14 protein-coding genes and 1 pseudogene are annotated in these 15,445 nt (G+C 58.5%); 4 read left to right on the top strand and 11 right to left on the bottom strand.

What is annotated here, in order from left to right:
- Positions 1-13 precede the first annotated feature (13 nt).
- From IVB45_RS38635 to IVB45_RS38620, 4 genes are all read right to left on the bottom strand, one after another.
- Positions 14-856, bottom strand: a complete 843-nt coding sequence (locus IVB45_RS38635; protein WP_247282775.1) for a transporter substrate-binding domain-containing protein — start codon at positions 854-856, stop codon at positions 14-16.
- Positions 857-949: 93 nt separating this feature from the next.
- Positions 950-2,185 carry an FAD-dependent oxidoreductase gene (locus IVB45_RS38630; RefSeq protein ID WP_247360252.1) on the bottom strand — a complete coding sequence of 412 codons (1,236 nt, stop codon included), beginning with the start codon at positions 2,183-2,185 and terminating at the stop codon, positions 950-952.
- A gap of 1,186 nt (positions 2,186-3,371) precedes the next feature.
- Positions 3,372-3,995, bottom strand: a complete 624-nt coding sequence (locus tag IVB45_RS38625; RefSeq protein WP_247360253.1) for an NUDIX hydrolase — start codon at positions 3,993-3,995, stop codon at positions 3,372-3,374.
- 813 nt (positions 3,996-4,808) lie between these two features.
- Positions 4,809-5,297, bottom strand: coding sequence for a GNAT family N-acetyltransferase (locus IVB45_RS38620; protein ID WP_247360255.1), 489 nt, complete (start codon positions 5,295-5,297; stop codon positions 4,809-4,811).
- A 516-nt stretch (positions 5,298-5,813) separates the two neighbouring features.
- On the opposite strand from IVB45_RS38620, the gene IVB45_RS38615 reads away from it, so the two are divergent.
- Together IVB45_RS38615 and IVB45_RS38610 are read left to right on the top strand one after the other, a co-directional pair.
- A complete protein-coding gene (locus IVB45_RS38615) occupies positions 5,814-7,031 on the top strand; it encodes an MFS transporter (RefSeq protein WP_247360256.1) in 1,218 nt (405 codons plus the stop codon).
- A 437-nt stretch (positions 7,032-7,468) separates the two neighbouring features.
- A complete protein-coding gene (locus tag IVB45_RS38610) occupies positions 7,469-7,765 on the top strand; it encodes a chorismate mutase (protein WP_247360257.1) in 297 nt (98 codons plus the stop codon).
- Between the two features lie 85 nt (positions 7,766-7,850).
- On the opposite strand, the gene IVB45_RS38605 is transcribed toward IVB45_RS38610, so the two are convergent.
- Positions 7,851-8,492, bottom strand: coding sequence for an rRNA adenine N-6-methyltransferase family protein (locus IVB45_RS38605; protein ID WP_247360258.1), 642 nt, complete (start codon positions 8,490-8,492; stop codon positions 7,851-7,853).
- A 92-nt stretch (positions 8,493-8,584) separates the two neighbouring features.
- Positions 8,585-8,713: a hypothetical protein gene (locus tag IVB45_RS38970; RefSeq protein WP_256466617.1), complete on the bottom strand. Its 129-nt coding sequence runs from the start codon at positions 8,711-8,713 to the stop codon at positions 8,585-8,587.
- Between the two features lie 118 nt (positions 8,714-8,831).
- Here IVB45_RS38970 and IVB45_RS38600 point away from each other — a divergent pair, with 118 nt between their 5' ends.
- Complete coding sequence (locus tag IVB45_RS38600; RefSeq protein WP_247360259.1) at positions 8,832-9,416, top strand: hypothetical protein; 585 nt, start codon at positions 8,832-8,834, stop codon at positions 9,414-9,416.
- On the top strand, positions 9,416-9,679 hold the full coding sequence (locus IVB45_RS38595) for a hypothetical protein (protein WP_247360260.1): 264 nt from the start codon (positions 9,416-9,418) through the stop codon (positions 9,677-9,679). The genes IVB45_RS38600 and IVB45_RS38595 overlap by 1 nt, the downstream gene beginning before the upstream one ends.
- A 96-nt stretch (positions 9,680-9,775) precedes the next feature.
- On the opposite strand, the gene IVB45_RS38590 is transcribed toward IVB45_RS38595, so the two are convergent.
- From IVB45_RS38590 to IVB45_RS38570, 5 genes and pseudogenes are all read right to left on the bottom strand, one after another.
- On the bottom strand, positions 9,776-10,981 hold the full coding sequence (locus IVB45_RS38590; protein ID WP_247360261.1) for an MFS transporter: 1,206 nt from the start codon (positions 10,979-10,981) through the stop codon (positions 9,776-9,778).
- A 409-nt stretch (positions 10,982-11,390) separates the two neighbouring features.
- A pseudogene (locus IVB45_RS38585) lies at positions 11,391-11,596 on the bottom strand (hypothetical protein); the annotation flags it as partial.
- A gap of 38 nt (positions 11,597-11,634) precedes the next feature.
- Positions 11,635-12,564, bottom strand: a complete 930-nt coding sequence (locus tag IVB45_RS38580; protein WP_247360262.1) for a dihydrodipicolinate synthase family protein — start codon at positions 12,562-12,564, stop codon at positions 11,635-11,637.
- A gap of 34 nt (positions 12,565-12,598) precedes the next feature.
- Positions 12,599-13,753, bottom strand: a complete 1,155-nt coding sequence (locus tag IVB45_RS38575) for a glycoside hydrolase family 88 protein (protein ID WP_247360265.1) — start codon at positions 13,751-13,753, stop codon at positions 12,599-12,601.
- A gap of 285 nt (positions 13,754-14,038) precedes the next feature.
- Positions 14,039-15,247: a CoA transferase gene (locus tag IVB45_RS38570; RefSeq protein ID WP_247360267.1), complete on the bottom strand. Its 1,209-nt coding sequence runs from the start codon at positions 15,245-15,247 to the stop codon at positions 14,039-14,041.
- Positions 15,248-15,445 lie beyond the last annotated feature (198 nt).

Genomic DNA, 15,445 nt, shown 5'->3' with positions numbered 1-15,445 from the left:
CGTACGCATGGCGTCAGCAATACTTGCCGGACTGGGGAACCACTTTCATGTCGATGCCGCGATCGAGCATGTAACGAGTGATGCGCGAGCAAGCGAGGCCGAGCGAATTCTGCTGCGACATCCAATTGGCCAGGAAGTTGGAGAAGCCCTCGTTTCCGGCTTCGCGGCGGATACCGATCGTCGCAGGGTTGCGCAGGATAGGCGTCGGTACCACGGCCTTGCCGACGCCCTTGGAGTCGAGAAGGGCCGCATCCTGGTCGGCAATGATCATCGCATCGATTTTGCCTGACTGTAGCTCGAGCACCGCCTGGTCGCGCGTGGGCACCACGACGATGGTGGAGTTCGGGATCACGGATTCGGCGATGACTTGCATTGTGCCGCCCTTCTGCACGGCGATGCGCACTTCCTTCTTGTCCATCTCGCGCCAGGTCTTGGGCGTAAAGCCAGGACGCGCGACCAGCGCCCAGATGCCCTCGACGATGGAGCCCGGCACATAATCGATGACGAGGCCACGGCGAGGGTTCGGATTTAGCGCCACCGCAAGGTCGATTTTACCCGCCTGAAAATCGGCAGCGAGGTTGCCCCAGGTCGTCTCATAATATTCGACCTGAACGCCGAGCAGAGTCGCGATGTCCTTGCCCCAGTCGACGAAAAATCCGGACCATTCGCCCGTGCGCGGATCCTTGATGTAGCCTGGCTCTTCCGCAACCATGACCGGAAATTTGAGCTTGCCACTCGCCTTGATGCGGTCGAGCACCAGGGAGGGGTTTTCGGCGCGCGCCGGCTTGGAAGCCGGGCCGCACAGCGCGACCGCACCAATCACAGCAGCGATGATCGTACAGATCCAACGGCTCATCAGGGCCTCCTCGCATTGAACTAGGTCAATTTACTGATTGAACCATAACATAACTGTTCAGCCGCGCAAGGTTAAACTTGCGCGGCTTACTGGTTATCGCAGGCGGTATGGCGCGCTCGAAATACGTGGTGCGCGGCCCGCGACAAGGTCGGAGATGATAGCCGCAGTCATGGGGGCTCCGCTGATGCCCATGTGACCATGACCAGTGGCGAACAAGATGGACGCGTGCTTGGGATGGGCGCCGATGATCGGGAGGCTGTCTGGAGTCGATGGTCTTACGCCCATCCAGTCATTCACCTGGCTGATGGATATGTCCGGGAGCATTGTGCGGGCGTATGCTTGCAGCTTCTTGTTCTGCTTCGCATCACGCGGCGCATCGGGCGCATCGAATTCGGCGATGCCGACGATGCGCAGTCCTGCGTCGAGGGGCGTTGCAACGAAGGCTGCCGCTGCGTCGGTGACCGGGCGGCTGATGGCGCCGAACGTCCCCGGCATCGTAATGTGATAGCCACGCTCGCTGGCCAGCCACAGGGAAACTCCCAGGGAGCGGGCCAGATCGCGGCTAGTGATACCCGCTGCGATAACGACGGTGTCGTAGCGGTGGGGCCCGGCACTGGTCTGCAGCGTTACACCTTCCGTGCTCGGCTCTACGGCCTCAACCCGCGCGGCCTGAATTGAAACGCCAAGCGCAGCGGCTCGCTCCATCAGACCCTCTACGAGGGCCAGAGGGGAAGTCACATGGCCACTGTTTGGAAAGTATATCCCGCGTTTGTAGTCGCGGGATAAAGCTGGCTCCAATTCGCGAAGCTGGTCGGCGCTCAGCCTCTCAAAGGTCACGCCATGCTTCGTCCGCAGATTGTCCACTCGCTCATCTAGCGCGCTTGGCGTTAGGTCGCGCCACACGTGGAGCGCACCGTTCGGCCGGAATAATCGTCTCCAATCGGAGTCGCCGAGCATGTCGTGATAAAGCACGGCACACGGTTGGTTGAGAGCGTGCAAAGCCGTATACGCCGCCTCCCAAGCCTCCGGGCGCCCCGTACGCAGGAAGCGGACGAGCCAAGGTAGGGTGCGAGGTAACTCCCGGGGGGCCAAGCGCACCGGACCATCAGCGTCAGCAAACCAGCGCATCGCCCGCCACATGACACCGGGATGCGCCATGGGGAGAGCCGACCCCGCATTGTATTGTGCGCCGTTGCCCCAAGAGCAGCCATGGCCGATGCGCCCCGCCTCGACCACGGTGACGTTGTGCCCTTCCCGCGCCAGCATGAGCGCGCAACTTACGCCGACCACGCCCCCACCTATAACGGCGACGGCACGCGATTCAGCCATGTAACATCTCCTGTTCGAACCAAGTCGCGAGCGAGACCGGCCGCGCCTCGATCGGACAGAGTGCTCTCTGCCCTTCAGTTGACATGGTTCATTAGTTCCGATTGCTGCTTTATTGACATATAACAATCACAAGCAGTGGAGGGAATCAATCACCTTCTTTGCTCCGCTAGCGGACTTTCCGCCCCCGCTCGCCTGCAAAGCAACGGCGGGGCTGCTGATTTGGCGACGCCTGCATCAGCCATAGTCAAACGCAGTGTGTCCTTACCGACGGCTTGTCTATAAAGCTCGCGCCGGGTCAGTTCGGAGGCCTTTCGTACGCGGCAACTCGCAGGCTTTCTGCGACTTCCGCGAAGGTGTCGATGCTGCGTTCCGAGAGCGCACGAGACGGCTTCCTGTGCCCGTTGATAGATGGCCGCAGCGAACGTCTCCGGTGGGCTAGATAAGCAGCGCCGCGTAACGTGATCGTTCTCCGAGTGTAGGCGTCAAAGGGCATTTCGATTCGACGGAGCTGAAATTTCTGTGCTTTGAGAGACTGTCCGCAAGCTGCTCCAGCCGGAAGGCTCTTCGTGTAAGTACCTCGTAAAGCAGATGAACAGTAAGGGAGCCGTTAGCGCCACGTACGCCGGTAGCGAGGTTCTTTGAAAATTCGCTGAGTTGAAGGTTTTCCAACACTTGAACTTCGAAGACAGGTCGGGCCAGGCGAAAAGAGATGCACACCTAGTTCAGCTGAGTAGAGCGGGCTCCTGCAAAGGTCGAGAGGCCACACGTTTGGGTCGTATCGAATGCGCAATTATGATTGCTCGCGAGCGAGGCGAACGCATTTGAGCGTGGCATAGAGGCGGTCACCAATGCAGTCGAATTTCAGCGCCCTTACTTTTGTTGGTCGACGTGATCGCTAATGAAGCTGCTTGACCAACGTCAGCTACGTTGAGCTGCGATGACGCACCCGAAACCCATTGAGCGTTGTGCGCAGCGTGCGCACTACACCACCGAATGAGTGCCGAAGGGCTCAGTCGCGATCTTCACTAGAAGCGAAGATAGCGACCAGCAACCGACTTTCAAAGCACGCGCAAGGCGCCGTGGTTGATGGCGCCCGAATGATTCTCTCTGTCATGCGGAGCTCTTCATTCGGCAAAATCGTTATTGGCGGACCAAAGAGTGCAGACCAAGAGAATGGATCGAGCTCTCAATCGAAGAAGGCAGGTCTGTTCGCGTCAGCTGCGAATGCGAAGGCTGCTTCAACGTCACTCTCGATAGTTCTACCTCGCGACAGCGGAGGTAGCCGATCTTTCGGGAAAAAGATCGCCTCGCTCGTCTCCAATCTGGGCCGGGCCTCACCGCCTGAGAGCCTATCGCAAAGAAAGAAAACTTTGTAGAAATCCCGGACATCAGGCGAATAGGAAGCGCCGGCCTTGTGTCGGACTCCGTAGAGGCGACGAACAGACACTTTCAATCCGGCCTCTTCGTACAACTCCTTTGCGATATTTTGGGCAGCAGAAAGGCCAACGTCTGCAAAGCCGCCAGGCAAGGCCCAAAGACCATCACTCTTCTCACGGACCAGAAGGACCTTGTTCTCTTCTACGATCGCTCCGCGCACATCGACTTTCGGTGTCGCATAGCCCTTCGCGAAATCAGAGACGAGCCCTTCTATCCTCTCGATGGGAACACTTCCCAAATCGGCGAGCATTTCATTTGCTATAGAGGCAATCTCCTCGTAACGTTCTCGATCAAATTGATCTCGCGCAAAATGGAGCCCACTAGACGCAATAGCTTGCAATCGTTTCCCATGCGTCAGCCACTGAGGCTCCATAGCGCACTCCGTCATCATTCCGGTGATATCATAGCAAACGGCGCATTGAGGCGAAAGCTTATGCTTTGGAATTCAGCCCGAGTCAGCGCAAACAGCCATAAATGACCAATCCCGAGTTGCCGCGCATTCCAGCGAAGTCGCTCCGCAAAAACGGATTGCGAGGCAGGGTCTTGAATGCCCAGCGCGCGGCGATCATCGGACAACGAAGGGCGGAATTCGCCGCGACGCGGCCTCCTGAAGATCGGGATCTCCTGCCCCAGCTTCTGTGTACGAGTGCTGTGACGGCCCCTGGTACGTCATTTTGAGCTGAGCGCGCTTGTGCGGCGTGAGCGATGTTATGAGGTCGCAAGTTCCAGCGCACGAGCCCGCAGATGCGCTTGGCGCGATGTCCTGGAGATCGGCCAGCATCAGAGGGCCGCGTCGATGCTTGTGCCGGTCGTCTCCATACCGCGCGTCCTGGCAAATCGCCGAACTCGAGGCTACGCGGCGGCGACTAATTAAAAACTAGCTCCGCTGTGGCAGGCTGGCCGGTGCGAAGAGCGAATTGGGGTCTAAGGCGCAGCAAAGCAGGCAAGCTGACATCGACTGCCTCGATGATGACAAATGTGTTCGAACCAATGGCGAAGGCACCGATGGTTCGAGCGGTCGAAATGAGCTTCGTACGTGCGATCGGAAGAGGTGAGACGATGGTCTAGGTTGTTCATGGCGGCACGTCGTGCGGCTTGGGAGGAAGGCTCGATCATGATGTTTCGAAATCGCGCCGGCCTGCAGATAGAGATTGATATCTGAGGACCAAGTGCTCTGCACTCTGCTCTATCGTGCCATTTCCATGAGGACAATCTCGATCGGATCTCCGCCAAGCCCATGAGAGAAGTAGCCCTTCTGGATGGCCCTGAAGCCATGACGTTCATAGAACCGTTGCGCGTTCAGGGTTGACTCGATTTTGATTGGTCCTGGGTGTTCCTTTGCCGCGGCTTCAAGACCAGCTTTGAGCAATCGCTCACCAATTCCGCGGCCTGCTGCCTTCGGCAAAACGAAAAGGCGGGTCACCTCGCCAGGAACTGAGTCGACGAACCCCAATACCTCGCCGTTCTGCTCGGCTATGATCGTGGTGCCCGCAGCGATGACATCCTCGTAATATTTGGCAGTACGTTCTCCCATCCACCCCTCCAGTTGCTCGGGCTTGTAATGGGTGATTGCCAGTTCTTGAACCGATTGTGCCGTCACGTCATAGAGCGACTGGGCATCGCCAGTGCAAGCCGGGCGCAATACCGTTTCGCCATCAACTTTTGTGCTGCTCATTGGTGATTCCTTCGCAACCATTCACCAAAACTTATCTCAGATTGTGGCCGCAGCATTCCCGCAAAATTGCAGCGGGATGGGCCAAATCGTGATCTGTAGCGGGTCGCGTGCACCGAATCGCTGCATCCTGACGCTCCGCATTTGCACGCCCTGCCGGGCGAGAAGATGTACGCGTCATGCCAGCGTGAAATATCTCCACTTCGAAGGGGCCATGCTGCGAGACGTCATACTCGCCGAGCTTGCCGGGGTGGGGTAGATCGACGCAAAAGCATCAAATAAGCCGTTTTTCGAAACAACAGCGCCGGTTGTAGCGAAAAAACTCCTGGAAGGCTTGTATGATGCGGGGCTTACGCAGATTGGTGCTCGAATATCCCGCCGAGCTTGAGATCACACAGGATGTGGAGAGGTGCTGGGGCCGTGGCAGCTTGGCCCTCGTCCTCGGGTATTCAGGCACGACCATCGGCCGCGCCTTATCCTGAGTTGCATGACGGCTTTGAACACCTCGCGATGAACTGAATGGCAAGGATCATGAGCTTATCTCCTCCTGATAAACGAACAAAGCTAATCCTTGCCGCTCTGATGATCGCTGCGTTCGCTATTGGCCTAGATACGTTTGTCATCATCGGGGCACTAGAAGTGATTTCTCGTGACCTCAACATTTCAACCGGTGCGGCGGGATGGATAATCTCAATCTACGCACTCTCCTACGCGCTTTTTGCGCCGCTGAATGCCTGGATGTTCCGGGCCGCAAGCCGCCGCAATGTCCAGATCCTATCCGTTTCAATCTTCATCATCGGCAACGTGATCTGTGCAATCGCTCCGAACTTTGCAACCCTGGCTGCAGCTCGCGTCATTTCAGCCTACGGCGCAGCCATGTTCACCCCGGCGGCCACCGCATTGGCAACCGAGCTCCTGCCGCCCGGTAGCAAAGGGTCGGCATTGTCCCTTATCTTCGGTGGTATGACCGTTTCACAAGTTGCGGGTGTTCCGGCGACCAGCTGGATCGCTGATGTCATCGGCTGGCGTTTTGCCTTCGGTTTCGTGGCAGTTGCGGGGCTCCTGGCATTGCTGATCTTTGCCCCTATGATGTCCGGTGTCTCTGCAAAGGCGCCGGAGCGCGGAAACGGCCCGGCTTCGAAAGACTTTCCCAGGGCTATCTACGGTGTTCTTTCGGTTACCCTATTCGTGGTCATTTCCGAGTTCGTTGTTTACTCCTATGTGAGCGTCATTATCACCGGTTCTCTGCTTACAGGCGTGCCGCTGCTCTCAGCCGCGCTCTTTGCGTACGGTTTCGGAGCTGTGACAGGAAACGCAGCGTGCGGCTTTCTAACCGATCGCTTCGGCCCCTACAAAGTTCTCATTGCGGTGATCGGCGCGCAACTAATCGTTCTCGTAGCTCTGGTTGGATTCGGGCATCATGGTGCCTTAACCGTGCTCATCGCATTTCTTTGGGGCAACGCGAGTTACATGTATCTCGTTCCGATCCAGCACCGGCTTCTCGATCTAGCCGGGGAGAGGTCGAAGCTAATTTTGGCAATGAACAGCTCGACCACCTTCGCAGGAATAGCCATCGGGGCCGTTCTCGGCGGTATCCTCGTCGAAACTAGCGGGGTCACATCCCTTGCTGCAGGGTCGATCCTGATTGGCCTCATCGGCTTCGGACTGGCTGTTGCCTTTATGAGTGAAGTTGCAGCTGCAGAAGCTGCCACTCCGGCAGTCCGTGGGTTCGACTAAGGCATACGACCCTATGACCAGACCTCATAGAGCAAGGGCATCCACCACTTGGCACGCTCGACGATCCTTCACCGCGCCCAAATTAAGAATGCGGGTGGCCTGGTCGCGCTGGCCCGCACCGCGGCGGCTGACTAGGCACCGCGGATGCCGTTATTATGCCGAGCACTGAAAGTGCAGTAACGTACGTGGTTCTTGAGATTGTTGGCCGCCTGGCTATCCAAGACCCGCAGACCTCGATGGCCACATGGGCCAATACTGATTTACTGCGCTCGAGTCAGAAATGCTTTCAATGCCGAGGTGGCGTACTGAGATTGATCGAATTAGTTCAATCAGACCGGGCTGTTAGGGCCCAGTGACTCGGAAAGCCTGAAAATGTTTCAGCCAGAGACCCGGGTGTCCAGCTGGAAAGTATGGTTGCATAGAAAGGAGACGCGAACTTGGAAACTCCATCCGAATTGAACGAACTGCGGAGCAGCATCGACAATCTCGACGCGGTTCTTATCCACATTCTCGCGGAACGTTTCAGGTGCACTCGGCAGGTCGGAAAACGAAAAGCGCGACTTCAATTGCCTTCGGCAGATCCAGCTCGTGAGGAACGCCAGGTAGAAAGACTACGCACGCTCGCACAGGCAGCTAGCCTTGACCCAGAGTTTGCCGAGAAGTTCCTATCATTCATTAGCAAAGAAGTGATCCTGCATCACGACCTTACTCGTGGAGCAAACGCCGACGTCTAAAAGTACTTGACCACGCGCGTTCTCGTCGGAGCCGGTGATCTTCAACTTGGCTGAACAGGTATGCGCTCGATCAGTGTAGGTCATCTTAGCATGGAGGATCACGCTCGAGCCAGAAGCCCGGCCCGCTAAACCACACATTCTCTGAGTCGTTAAATCTCGGCTCACCTACGTGCAACGCGCGAATTGGAAGGTTGCGAAGCGGCAACCCTTCGATCGCGTTATGTAGACGTCTTGCAGCGTCCTCATCGCGTCCACCCCTGCAAGGATAAATAGAGACGGCACCAATGGAAGAGGCCTCGAAGTGGTCTCGACGCCGTACCACATGGAGAAGAAAGCCTTTCCAGGTATCGTCGGTCATAGGCATCAGAAGCCGGCCACCTTCGACAAGGCGATCAAGCCAGACACGGGATGGGTGAGTGGCTCCGGCGAACACGATGGCGATATCAACCTTGCCGACATCTACCGCCCGGCCGTCGCCCGAGACGACATCGACCTGGGGCCAGCTCTCGAGGTTCACTCGGGCCCGCGACGCCAACTCTGTGTCGGTTTCGATCGCCGTCACACGACCAGCGGGTCCGACAATCTCGGCCAGCACCGCCGAATAGTATCCGGTGCCGGCACCGACCTGAAGTACCTGCTCGCCGGCGGCGATGTTGAGATGGTCAAAATTGCGGGCCCAGAAGCTGGGCATCCCATTGTTGAGGTTACGACTCGCATCGATCGTCACGAGAACGTCATGGTAGAGCCAGCGCGGGTCGTCATCAGGGGTCAGAAATGGGTCGCTGTATGGGTCGGAGATGATGCTCCACGGCCCAGGGCCTACGAATTGCTCGCGCCGAACGGTGGCGAGGCGAAGGCGTCGATCAGCTTCGGGTTACGCAGGACCGGGACTTTGTATCCCAGGTCTTCTGCATACCAGCGGCGCGCCGCTGCCAACGTGTCGTCCATGAAGGCTCTCCTGTTGCGATACAGACGATGCGTCTGAACTCCGGTCGGGCAGACACGTCAAAAATGTTTTTCTTCGGCTGTCCGCACTGGGCTGGCTGGAGCGCATAGCACAGTGAACATGGAACCATTGACTATCACTCCCCATCCTGCCAACGCGGTCGCCCATGCGACTGATGTCGCATCTGCGATAGATGCCCTGTCCGATATCGATCTCGTGCGGCTCAAAGCTCTTGCACGATTGTGGAGCCGCGACCTGCCGGGAGGGCTCTCCTGGACCGACATCCTCAACGAGGCGATTGCACGCACCCTCGACGGCTCGCGCCCCTGGCCGCCCGGCGTGCCCATCCTGGGCTTCCTGTCGGGCGTGATGCGCAGCATCTGCAACGACCATTGGCGTCGTGCGCGTCTTGAGCAAAGGCTGTTCGTGAGCCGCGATAACGAGGACCAGCGGAGCGGGCCCGGTGGAGATGCCGACGAGGTGCCCGATCCGGAGCGGATCTTGGTTGCCGCACAGACGCTGGCCAACATCTATCGGCTGTTTGAGGGTGATCCACTGGCGCTGAAAATCATCGCAGGCATGGCTGATGGTCTGGCGGCTAGAGAGATTTGCAAGATCCATGAGATGTCCGAGCTCGATTACGACACGACACGACGACGGATGAGGCGCACGTTGCTGCGCCAACACCAGTACTGGAACAAGTGATGACACGCTGGCACCCGAGTCTCGATCTGGAGCGATTGTTCGAATCGCTAAGCGTGGAAATCCTTTCCGCCACCGATGAGGAGGTGCGCCAGATGTCCGACCGTCAAGGATGGAAGGTCGCTAATACGGCTCAAGAGCTCAGAAAACTCATCAGGGCTGCGGGGGCGGATGTTGGCGTGAAACAAGACTGCGACGGGCGCGGGGGAACCGGCGTCGGCGGCAGTATTGGCGGCGTTGAGCAAGCGGAGAAAAATCAGCAATAGACAATAGTATGCCGGGGGATATCGTCCGCGACCGTCCACGATGTCGCCCTTCGGCCCCAGAACTCGGCGGCATTGCCCATCGTCGATGCTGACCTGTCAGGCGCGAGCGGGTCTGCCGCGGCGAGTCCAGAGAGCGAGGAGCGCGGTCGTGACTAGGATCATCACGCCGCATGCCATGTAGAGCTGAGCTTCGGTCGTATTCGGAAGCAAAGTAGGAAGCAGGAAGATCAGCGCACCAACCGCACCCGTTAGAAGAGTGGTAAAGGCCTGGACGCGTCCGATCAGCGCCGAATCGACGACAGTCAAGAGATGTCCGTTGGCCGCCGCCCGCGCCAGATTCCACAGCATCCCAGCCACCGTATAGAGCACAATTGCGACAAGCGGGTCGGTCGCATAGGACAGGACGAGCAACGAGCCCGCCGCGCCGGCGACAAGGAGCGTCGTCATGCGAGCGATTCTCCTGGCCACCGCTGGGATCCCCGCAGCGGCAAGAGCGGCCATGCCCGCAATCGCAGCCGTCATCTCGAGTGTACCGAAGAGGCGACTACCTCCGCCGAGCGAATGAATGACGAATCCAGGTAACAACAGGTTTGTGATCTGAATGACGGCAAATACCAGGCCCACTGATACCGACGCGGACAGGCTTTGTGGCTCGTTCACAAGATAGTTGATCGCTTCACGAGAAGCCGAAAACAGATTGAGGCGCTTCGCTGCGTGTGTGCGCGTAGGATACGCGGTCAGATTCCTCAACAGGGGCAGAACGGAGATCGCGACGAAGGCAAACAGGGCGGCGGTCGTCGCGCTGCCGAAGTGAGCGATGCCGTAGCCGGCCGCACCTGTGCCCAAAGCCATCCCCGCCTGATTGAAGAACGACAATCGCATGTTAAAGCGCATGCGCTCGGTCTCGGGAATCAGCGATTGCAGGATGCCGCTCATGGCGCCTGCCAGAAGCGCATAGCCGAAAGCTCCGAGAACTGCTGATAGAAGGAGGGTAGGACGCGAGAGCGCATCGGGCAAAAGGTGTACCGGAGCCAACATTAGCAAGCCAACAGCTCTGACGAGTTGTCCCGATGCGGTGACCCTGAGGCGATTGTGACGGTCGACGACATGTCCGCTAAGCGGCGCCAGGGCAAAACCGGCAAGACTGGAGGCCAGCAGAACCAGGCCCACCAGGTTCGATCCGCCCACATCGAACGCAACCCACGCCGGCATGACAATCCCGGCGCCGACGATGAAGAAGGAGATGGAAGAAAAGCCAATGAAGAAACGTCGCTGCATTGCTTGCGAATGGAACCCGTGCATCTCTCTCGCTTGGCTCACTGCAAAACGATCTCGGAAAACCCGCCCGCCGGTGCGGTCACAGTTTACGCCTGAGTATCCGCGAGTACTGCAGGCAATCACGAATAGATCCTCGCATCAGGAGACAAATGCGCGAAGCTGGCGGTGGTCTGTCTTGCTCACGGTCGTCTTGGCCTGCGTCAGAACCTTTCACAACTGTCGAGACCCTAGGCCATAGGTATCGGCAACGTAGGCGTGAATCGTTCCCTCGACGGCCGCGCGTAGTTCCTGTTTCATGTCCACCTATCCCTTCGCCGATGCGCCGCTTGGATATCACGAACACCACGCCTCGTCCTGCGACGGCCGGCATGCCGAGCAGAGCAGGTATGCGAGGGATGGAACTCTGGTCGGATAAGCGGGTGTGGGCGGCCTAGTTGCGCAACAGCTCGAAGGCGTCGCGTCGTTCGATCAGGGACTGCCCTTCTGCCGTCAGTCGCTCCAGCAAAACAGGCGTTACCTCGCTGCCGTCCCGTTCTCGTTGCGACCGGGCCGCTGCCGGGCCAAGTCGTTACCGTAGAGCTCGCACTCGATTCTGTGGATGGCACGCTAGAACACGTTCACTGTCGACCAGAGCGGGTCGTGATCTTCATTGAAGCCTCCAGCCGTGGACGAACGATTCAGTGCCCCCAATAAAGGGCGAGCGGATTGGCTTCGTGTGCGAGCTCAATCAAGCCTCTTCTCGTGTCGGGATCAATCTGCGCAAGGGGATGTCGCACTGCCTCGCATTTGATCACGCCACCTTCGGCCATCACGCTCTTGGCAGCGCGCAGACCACATTGCCGGTTCTCAAAGTTGATTAGCGGCAACACCCTGGCATAGGCCTCGCGAGCCTCACATCTGCGTCCGGCCCTATGGTGATCAATGACAGGCCGGAGCAGATCCGGTAGCAGTGCGCTCGACATGGTTCCGCTCGCACCAGCATCGAGGTCCGCCATCATGCTAATGGCTTCCTCGCCGTCAAATGGACCGATGATTGTCTCGCCACCGAGCTGGACCAAGCTACGCAGCTTTGCCGCGGCGAACGGCACCTCGATCTTAAAATAGCTAACGAGTGGCACTTGTTGCGCAAGTCGCACGAGAAATGGCACCGTGAGCGTCACGCCGCTGAGCGGCGCATCCTGGACCATGATTGGAATCCTGGCCGCATCCGCGACACGGCTGAAGTGTTCGAGCGTGCCCACTTCATCGGCGTTCAGACCATAACCGTGATAGGGCGGCATCAGCATGACGAGGCTTGCGCCGCTTTCGGCCGCATGACGGGCGCGCGCCAGCGCTATACGGGTAGAGAAATGGCTGCAGGTGACCATGACGGGAACGCGGCCAGCGACATGTGAGAGGCAGAGGTCGACCAGCAGCTTCCGCTCGTCGTCGGATAGCAGGAACTGTTCGGAATAGTTGGCCAAGATGCAGATGCCGTCGACCTTTTGATCGACCATGCAGTCGATAACCCGCCGCTGGCCCTCGAGGTCGAGATCTCCGGTCTCCGTAAAGGGCGTCGGCGCGACAGGGAAGAGGCCCGTATAGATTGGGTAGGTTTCGTTTGGCATTAGGAGAAATCCAGCCAGTAAGTAGACAAAGTGATCAGACCTTCTCGGCCTCGACCAGCCCATCGAGGATGTTTAGAGATTCAAACAGATAGTAGGATCCGAAGATCGTCTCTGCTTTGTTTGCCGAATCCTGGGCGCGTGCATCGCGACGCTTGTTGAAGCAGGCACCGACCAGCATCCCAGGCAAGCGGGTGTCGTTTGGACCTGCCGTCGTTAGATAATTGTCGATCAATGCCCTAGCGGTCGATTCGCCTGCCTCACGATACTTAGCGCGCAGTGCCGCTGTCGGCGCGAGCCGCGCCAGCTTCAGAAGCGCCGAGCACGTAATTGCAGTTGCCGCCGTGTCAGTCTCCGCATTGGGGATGGCAGGGTCATCGAAGTCCCAGAACGCTACCATGCTGGCTGGCACGTGCGACAGCCACCAGTCCGCCCCCGCAATCAACTGCTCCATCCAGCGCTTCTCATGAGGATCATGAGCAAGCGCGATCGCCGTATAGACGAGACCCCACGCCTGTGCCCTGCCCCACACGCTACTATCGCTGTACCCTTTGTGCGTGAAATGGCGGACGACCTTGCCCGTCGCGGGATTGAGCTCACTTGACTGAACGATTGAGCCATCAGAACGCATATGAATGTCGAGCACGCGTTTGGTGTGGCGTGCGGCGATTCCATCGTAAGAGGAATCCCCTGTCTTTGCGCCAGCCCAATACAAAAGCGGCACTGCCTGTAAGGAATCGATGCTGCTGAACGAATTGCCGACGTCTTCTGATTCCTCGGCATCGCCGCCTAGCGGAATGAGGCCGAGCCGATAATCGAATTGCGCCTTTAGTGAGCTTGCAGCATCAAGGGCTAGGAGAGCTGCATCGTTGTCTTTGCACAGAATATCGCCAAGCGCCGCCCCATAGTAGAACCCAAAGCCCTTGAAAGCGGTTTGCAGATGTGCGCGCGGCCTCAAGCGGCTGCTCCACAACCGAGCTGCATCGAGGTACTTTGCCTTCCCAGTTCGCCGCGCGAGCAGCCACAACATGCCAGGCCATGCGCCACCGGTCCAATCGCCGTCCGCCGTGGTCGTCCATTTGCCGGTCGAGCTGTCGGCCCAATGCGGAAATCCCGTCTTCACGGTGGAAAGCGTCTGATCGACCCGTGTCTGCATGTGGCCGATCGCTTCAGCCCATCGTGATTTGCTCATACCCGACACTCCTTTATCACTTACAAAGATCTCGGACACCATGGACGGTGCTAGCCGTACAACGCCCGATCGATTTCACGTCGGTTCTCCTCGACGGCTTCGGCGTGCTTAGAGCACCGGCCTGACGGATTCGGCCGCCCCTTCATGAGCGCGACGTGCGTAGTTCCACCAACTCATGGCAGGCCCTCACAGCGATTGATGTCGGATGCAACGACTTCGGCGCTTCGGCATCCCGACTCGCGGAACTGCTTGATTTGTCCCACGGCGACCCTGCACGCCAGGCGATCAAGCGGCGCGAGCGGAGCTCAGGGTGCCGACGGCCCCCTTTTTGGAAAGCTCCTTCAGCTGCCTGTCGTCATAGCCAAGCTCCTTGAGGATTTCCTCCGTCTGAGCTCCAAGTGTTTGAGGCGGCAGTCGGACTTCCGGCAGCTTGCCGTCGTAGCGCACCGGGTGGCTAACGAGCGTGACCGGCGTACCCGTCGCGCCACGGACGACCTGGAAGTGTTCGTTATGTACGACCTGCGGGTCGCTCACGACATCTGCATAGTCGTTAACCGAAGCGTGCCAAATACCGCGTGGCTCGAACAACGCGACACATTCGGCCGTCGTGCGCTTTGCGACGTTCGCGGCAATCCGAGTTGAGGCCTCGTCGCGCCGGCGATAAGCCTCATTATCCAGAATGCGCTGATCGGCAGGAAGGTCGAGGGCTTCAGACAATGCGCTGAGGGATCCCAGAGAGATCGCAATATGACCGTCTCGTGTCGGATAGATGCCGTAGGGGGCTCCGAAGTACCAACCGGCGATGGGGCCGGGCTGACGGACATCGTCGGGCCGCTCGCCGTTAAGATAGCAGGTAAAGGATTCCATTTGCAGGTCGAGCGCCGCCGACAGGAGACTAACATCGACGCGGCCCCCCTGCCCTGTGCGGGCTTTCCTCACAAGCGCCGCCAGAATACCCGCTGCAAACAGCGCTGCACCATGATGATCGACTGCCGAAACTCCGACGGCCCTTGGGCCCTGCTCACGGCTCCCGGTGATCGTGGCAAGTCCCGACATTGCCTGCACTAAAAGATCCTGACCGGGGCGGTTGACGTAGGGCCCATCGGGACCATAGCCGGAGGCTGCGGCATAGATGATCTGCGGATTGATCTTCTTGGCCTCTTCATAGCCGAGGCCCAGCTTGTCGAGCACGCCTGGGCGGAAGTTTTCCGACATGACATCCGAGGTCGCAATCAGCTTCCGAGCAATCTCAATTGCCTCGGGCTTCTTCAGGTCAAGCGTGAGGCTGCGTTTGTTGCGGTTCCCCGTGAGCAGCAGCATGGATTGTCCGTCGACCCATTTGTCGGCCCCACCCCACTTTCTCTGAAATGCGCCATCGGGCGGCTCCACAGCAATGACGTCCGCTCCGAGATCGGCGAGGAACTGCGCAGCCACCGGGCCCATCAGGAAGTGATTGAAGCTCAGGACGCGAACGCCCTTCAAAAGATCGACCATGGTCCCGCCTTCGGCTTTTCTTCAGTTAAGGAATTTCGTTCGTTGTCCGTTCTGAAATCGATTTCAGAAATATGCATTGTGATCCAGAGAGTCAAGAGGAACGAGACCGGTAAGCCAACTTGAAGCCTGAGTTAATGCAACCGCGTTCCATCGGAAAAGGTGTATCGGGCACAGACGGAGCTTGAGAATGCTCGCCCT

This window comes from Bradyrhizobium sp. 4 (assembly GCF_023100905.1).
Lineage (GTDB): Bacteria > Pseudomonadota > Alphaproteobacteria > Rhizobiales > Xanthobacteraceae > Bradyrhizobium.
This window is presented reverse-complemented; position numbering and strand designations above follow the sequence as displayed.

Bases quoted from the DNA above. Each gene is read 5' to 3' on its own strand.
- IVB45_RS38635 (WP_247282775.1), bottom strand. From the start codon at position 856: ATGAGCCGTTGGATCTGTACGATCATCGCTGCTGTGATTGGTGCGGTC.
- IVB45_RS38630 (WP_247360252.1), bottom strand. From the start codon at position 2,185: ATGGCTGAATCGCGTGCCGTCGCCGTTATAGGTGGGGGCGTGGTCGGC.
- IVB45_RS38625 (WP_247360253.1), bottom strand. From the start codon at position 3,995: ATGGAGCCTCAGTGGCTGACGCATGGGAAACGATTGCAAGCTATTGCG.
- IVB45_RS38620 (WP_247360255.1), bottom strand. From the start codon at position 5,297: ATGAGCAGCACAAAAGTTGATGGCGAAACGGTATTGCGCCCGGCTTGC.
- IVB45_RS38615 (WP_247360256.1), top strand. From the start codon at position 5,814: ATGGCAAGGATCATGAGCTTATCTCCTCCTGATAAACGAACAAAGCTA.
- IVB45_RS38970 (WP_256466617.1), bottom strand. From the start codon at position 8,713: ATGGACGACACGTTGGCAGCGGCGCGCCGCTGGTATGCAGAAGACCTG.
- IVB45_RS38600 (WP_247360259.1), top strand. From the start codon at position 8,832: ATGGAACCATTGACTATCACTCCCCATCCTGCCAACGCGGTCGCCCAT.
- IVB45_RS38595 (WP_247360260.1), top strand. From the start codon at position 9,416: ATGACACGCTGGCACCCGAGTCTCGATCTGGAGCGATTGTTCGAATCG.
- IVB45_RS38590 (WP_247360261.1), bottom strand. From the start codon at position 10,981: ATGCACGGGTTCCATTCGCAAGCAATGCAGCGACGTTTCTTCATTGGC.
- IVB45_RS38580 (WP_247360262.1), bottom strand. From the start codon at position 12,564: ATGCCAAACGAAACCTACCCAATCTATACGGGCCTCTTCCCTGTCGCG.
- IVB45_RS38575 (WP_247360265.1), bottom strand. From the start codon at position 13,753: ATGAGCAAATCACGATGGGCTGAAGCGATCGGCCACATGCAGACACGG.
- IVB45_RS38570 (WP_247360267.1), bottom strand. From the start codon at position 15,247: ATGGTCGATCTTTTGAAGGGCGTTCGCGTCCTGAGCTTCAATCACTTC.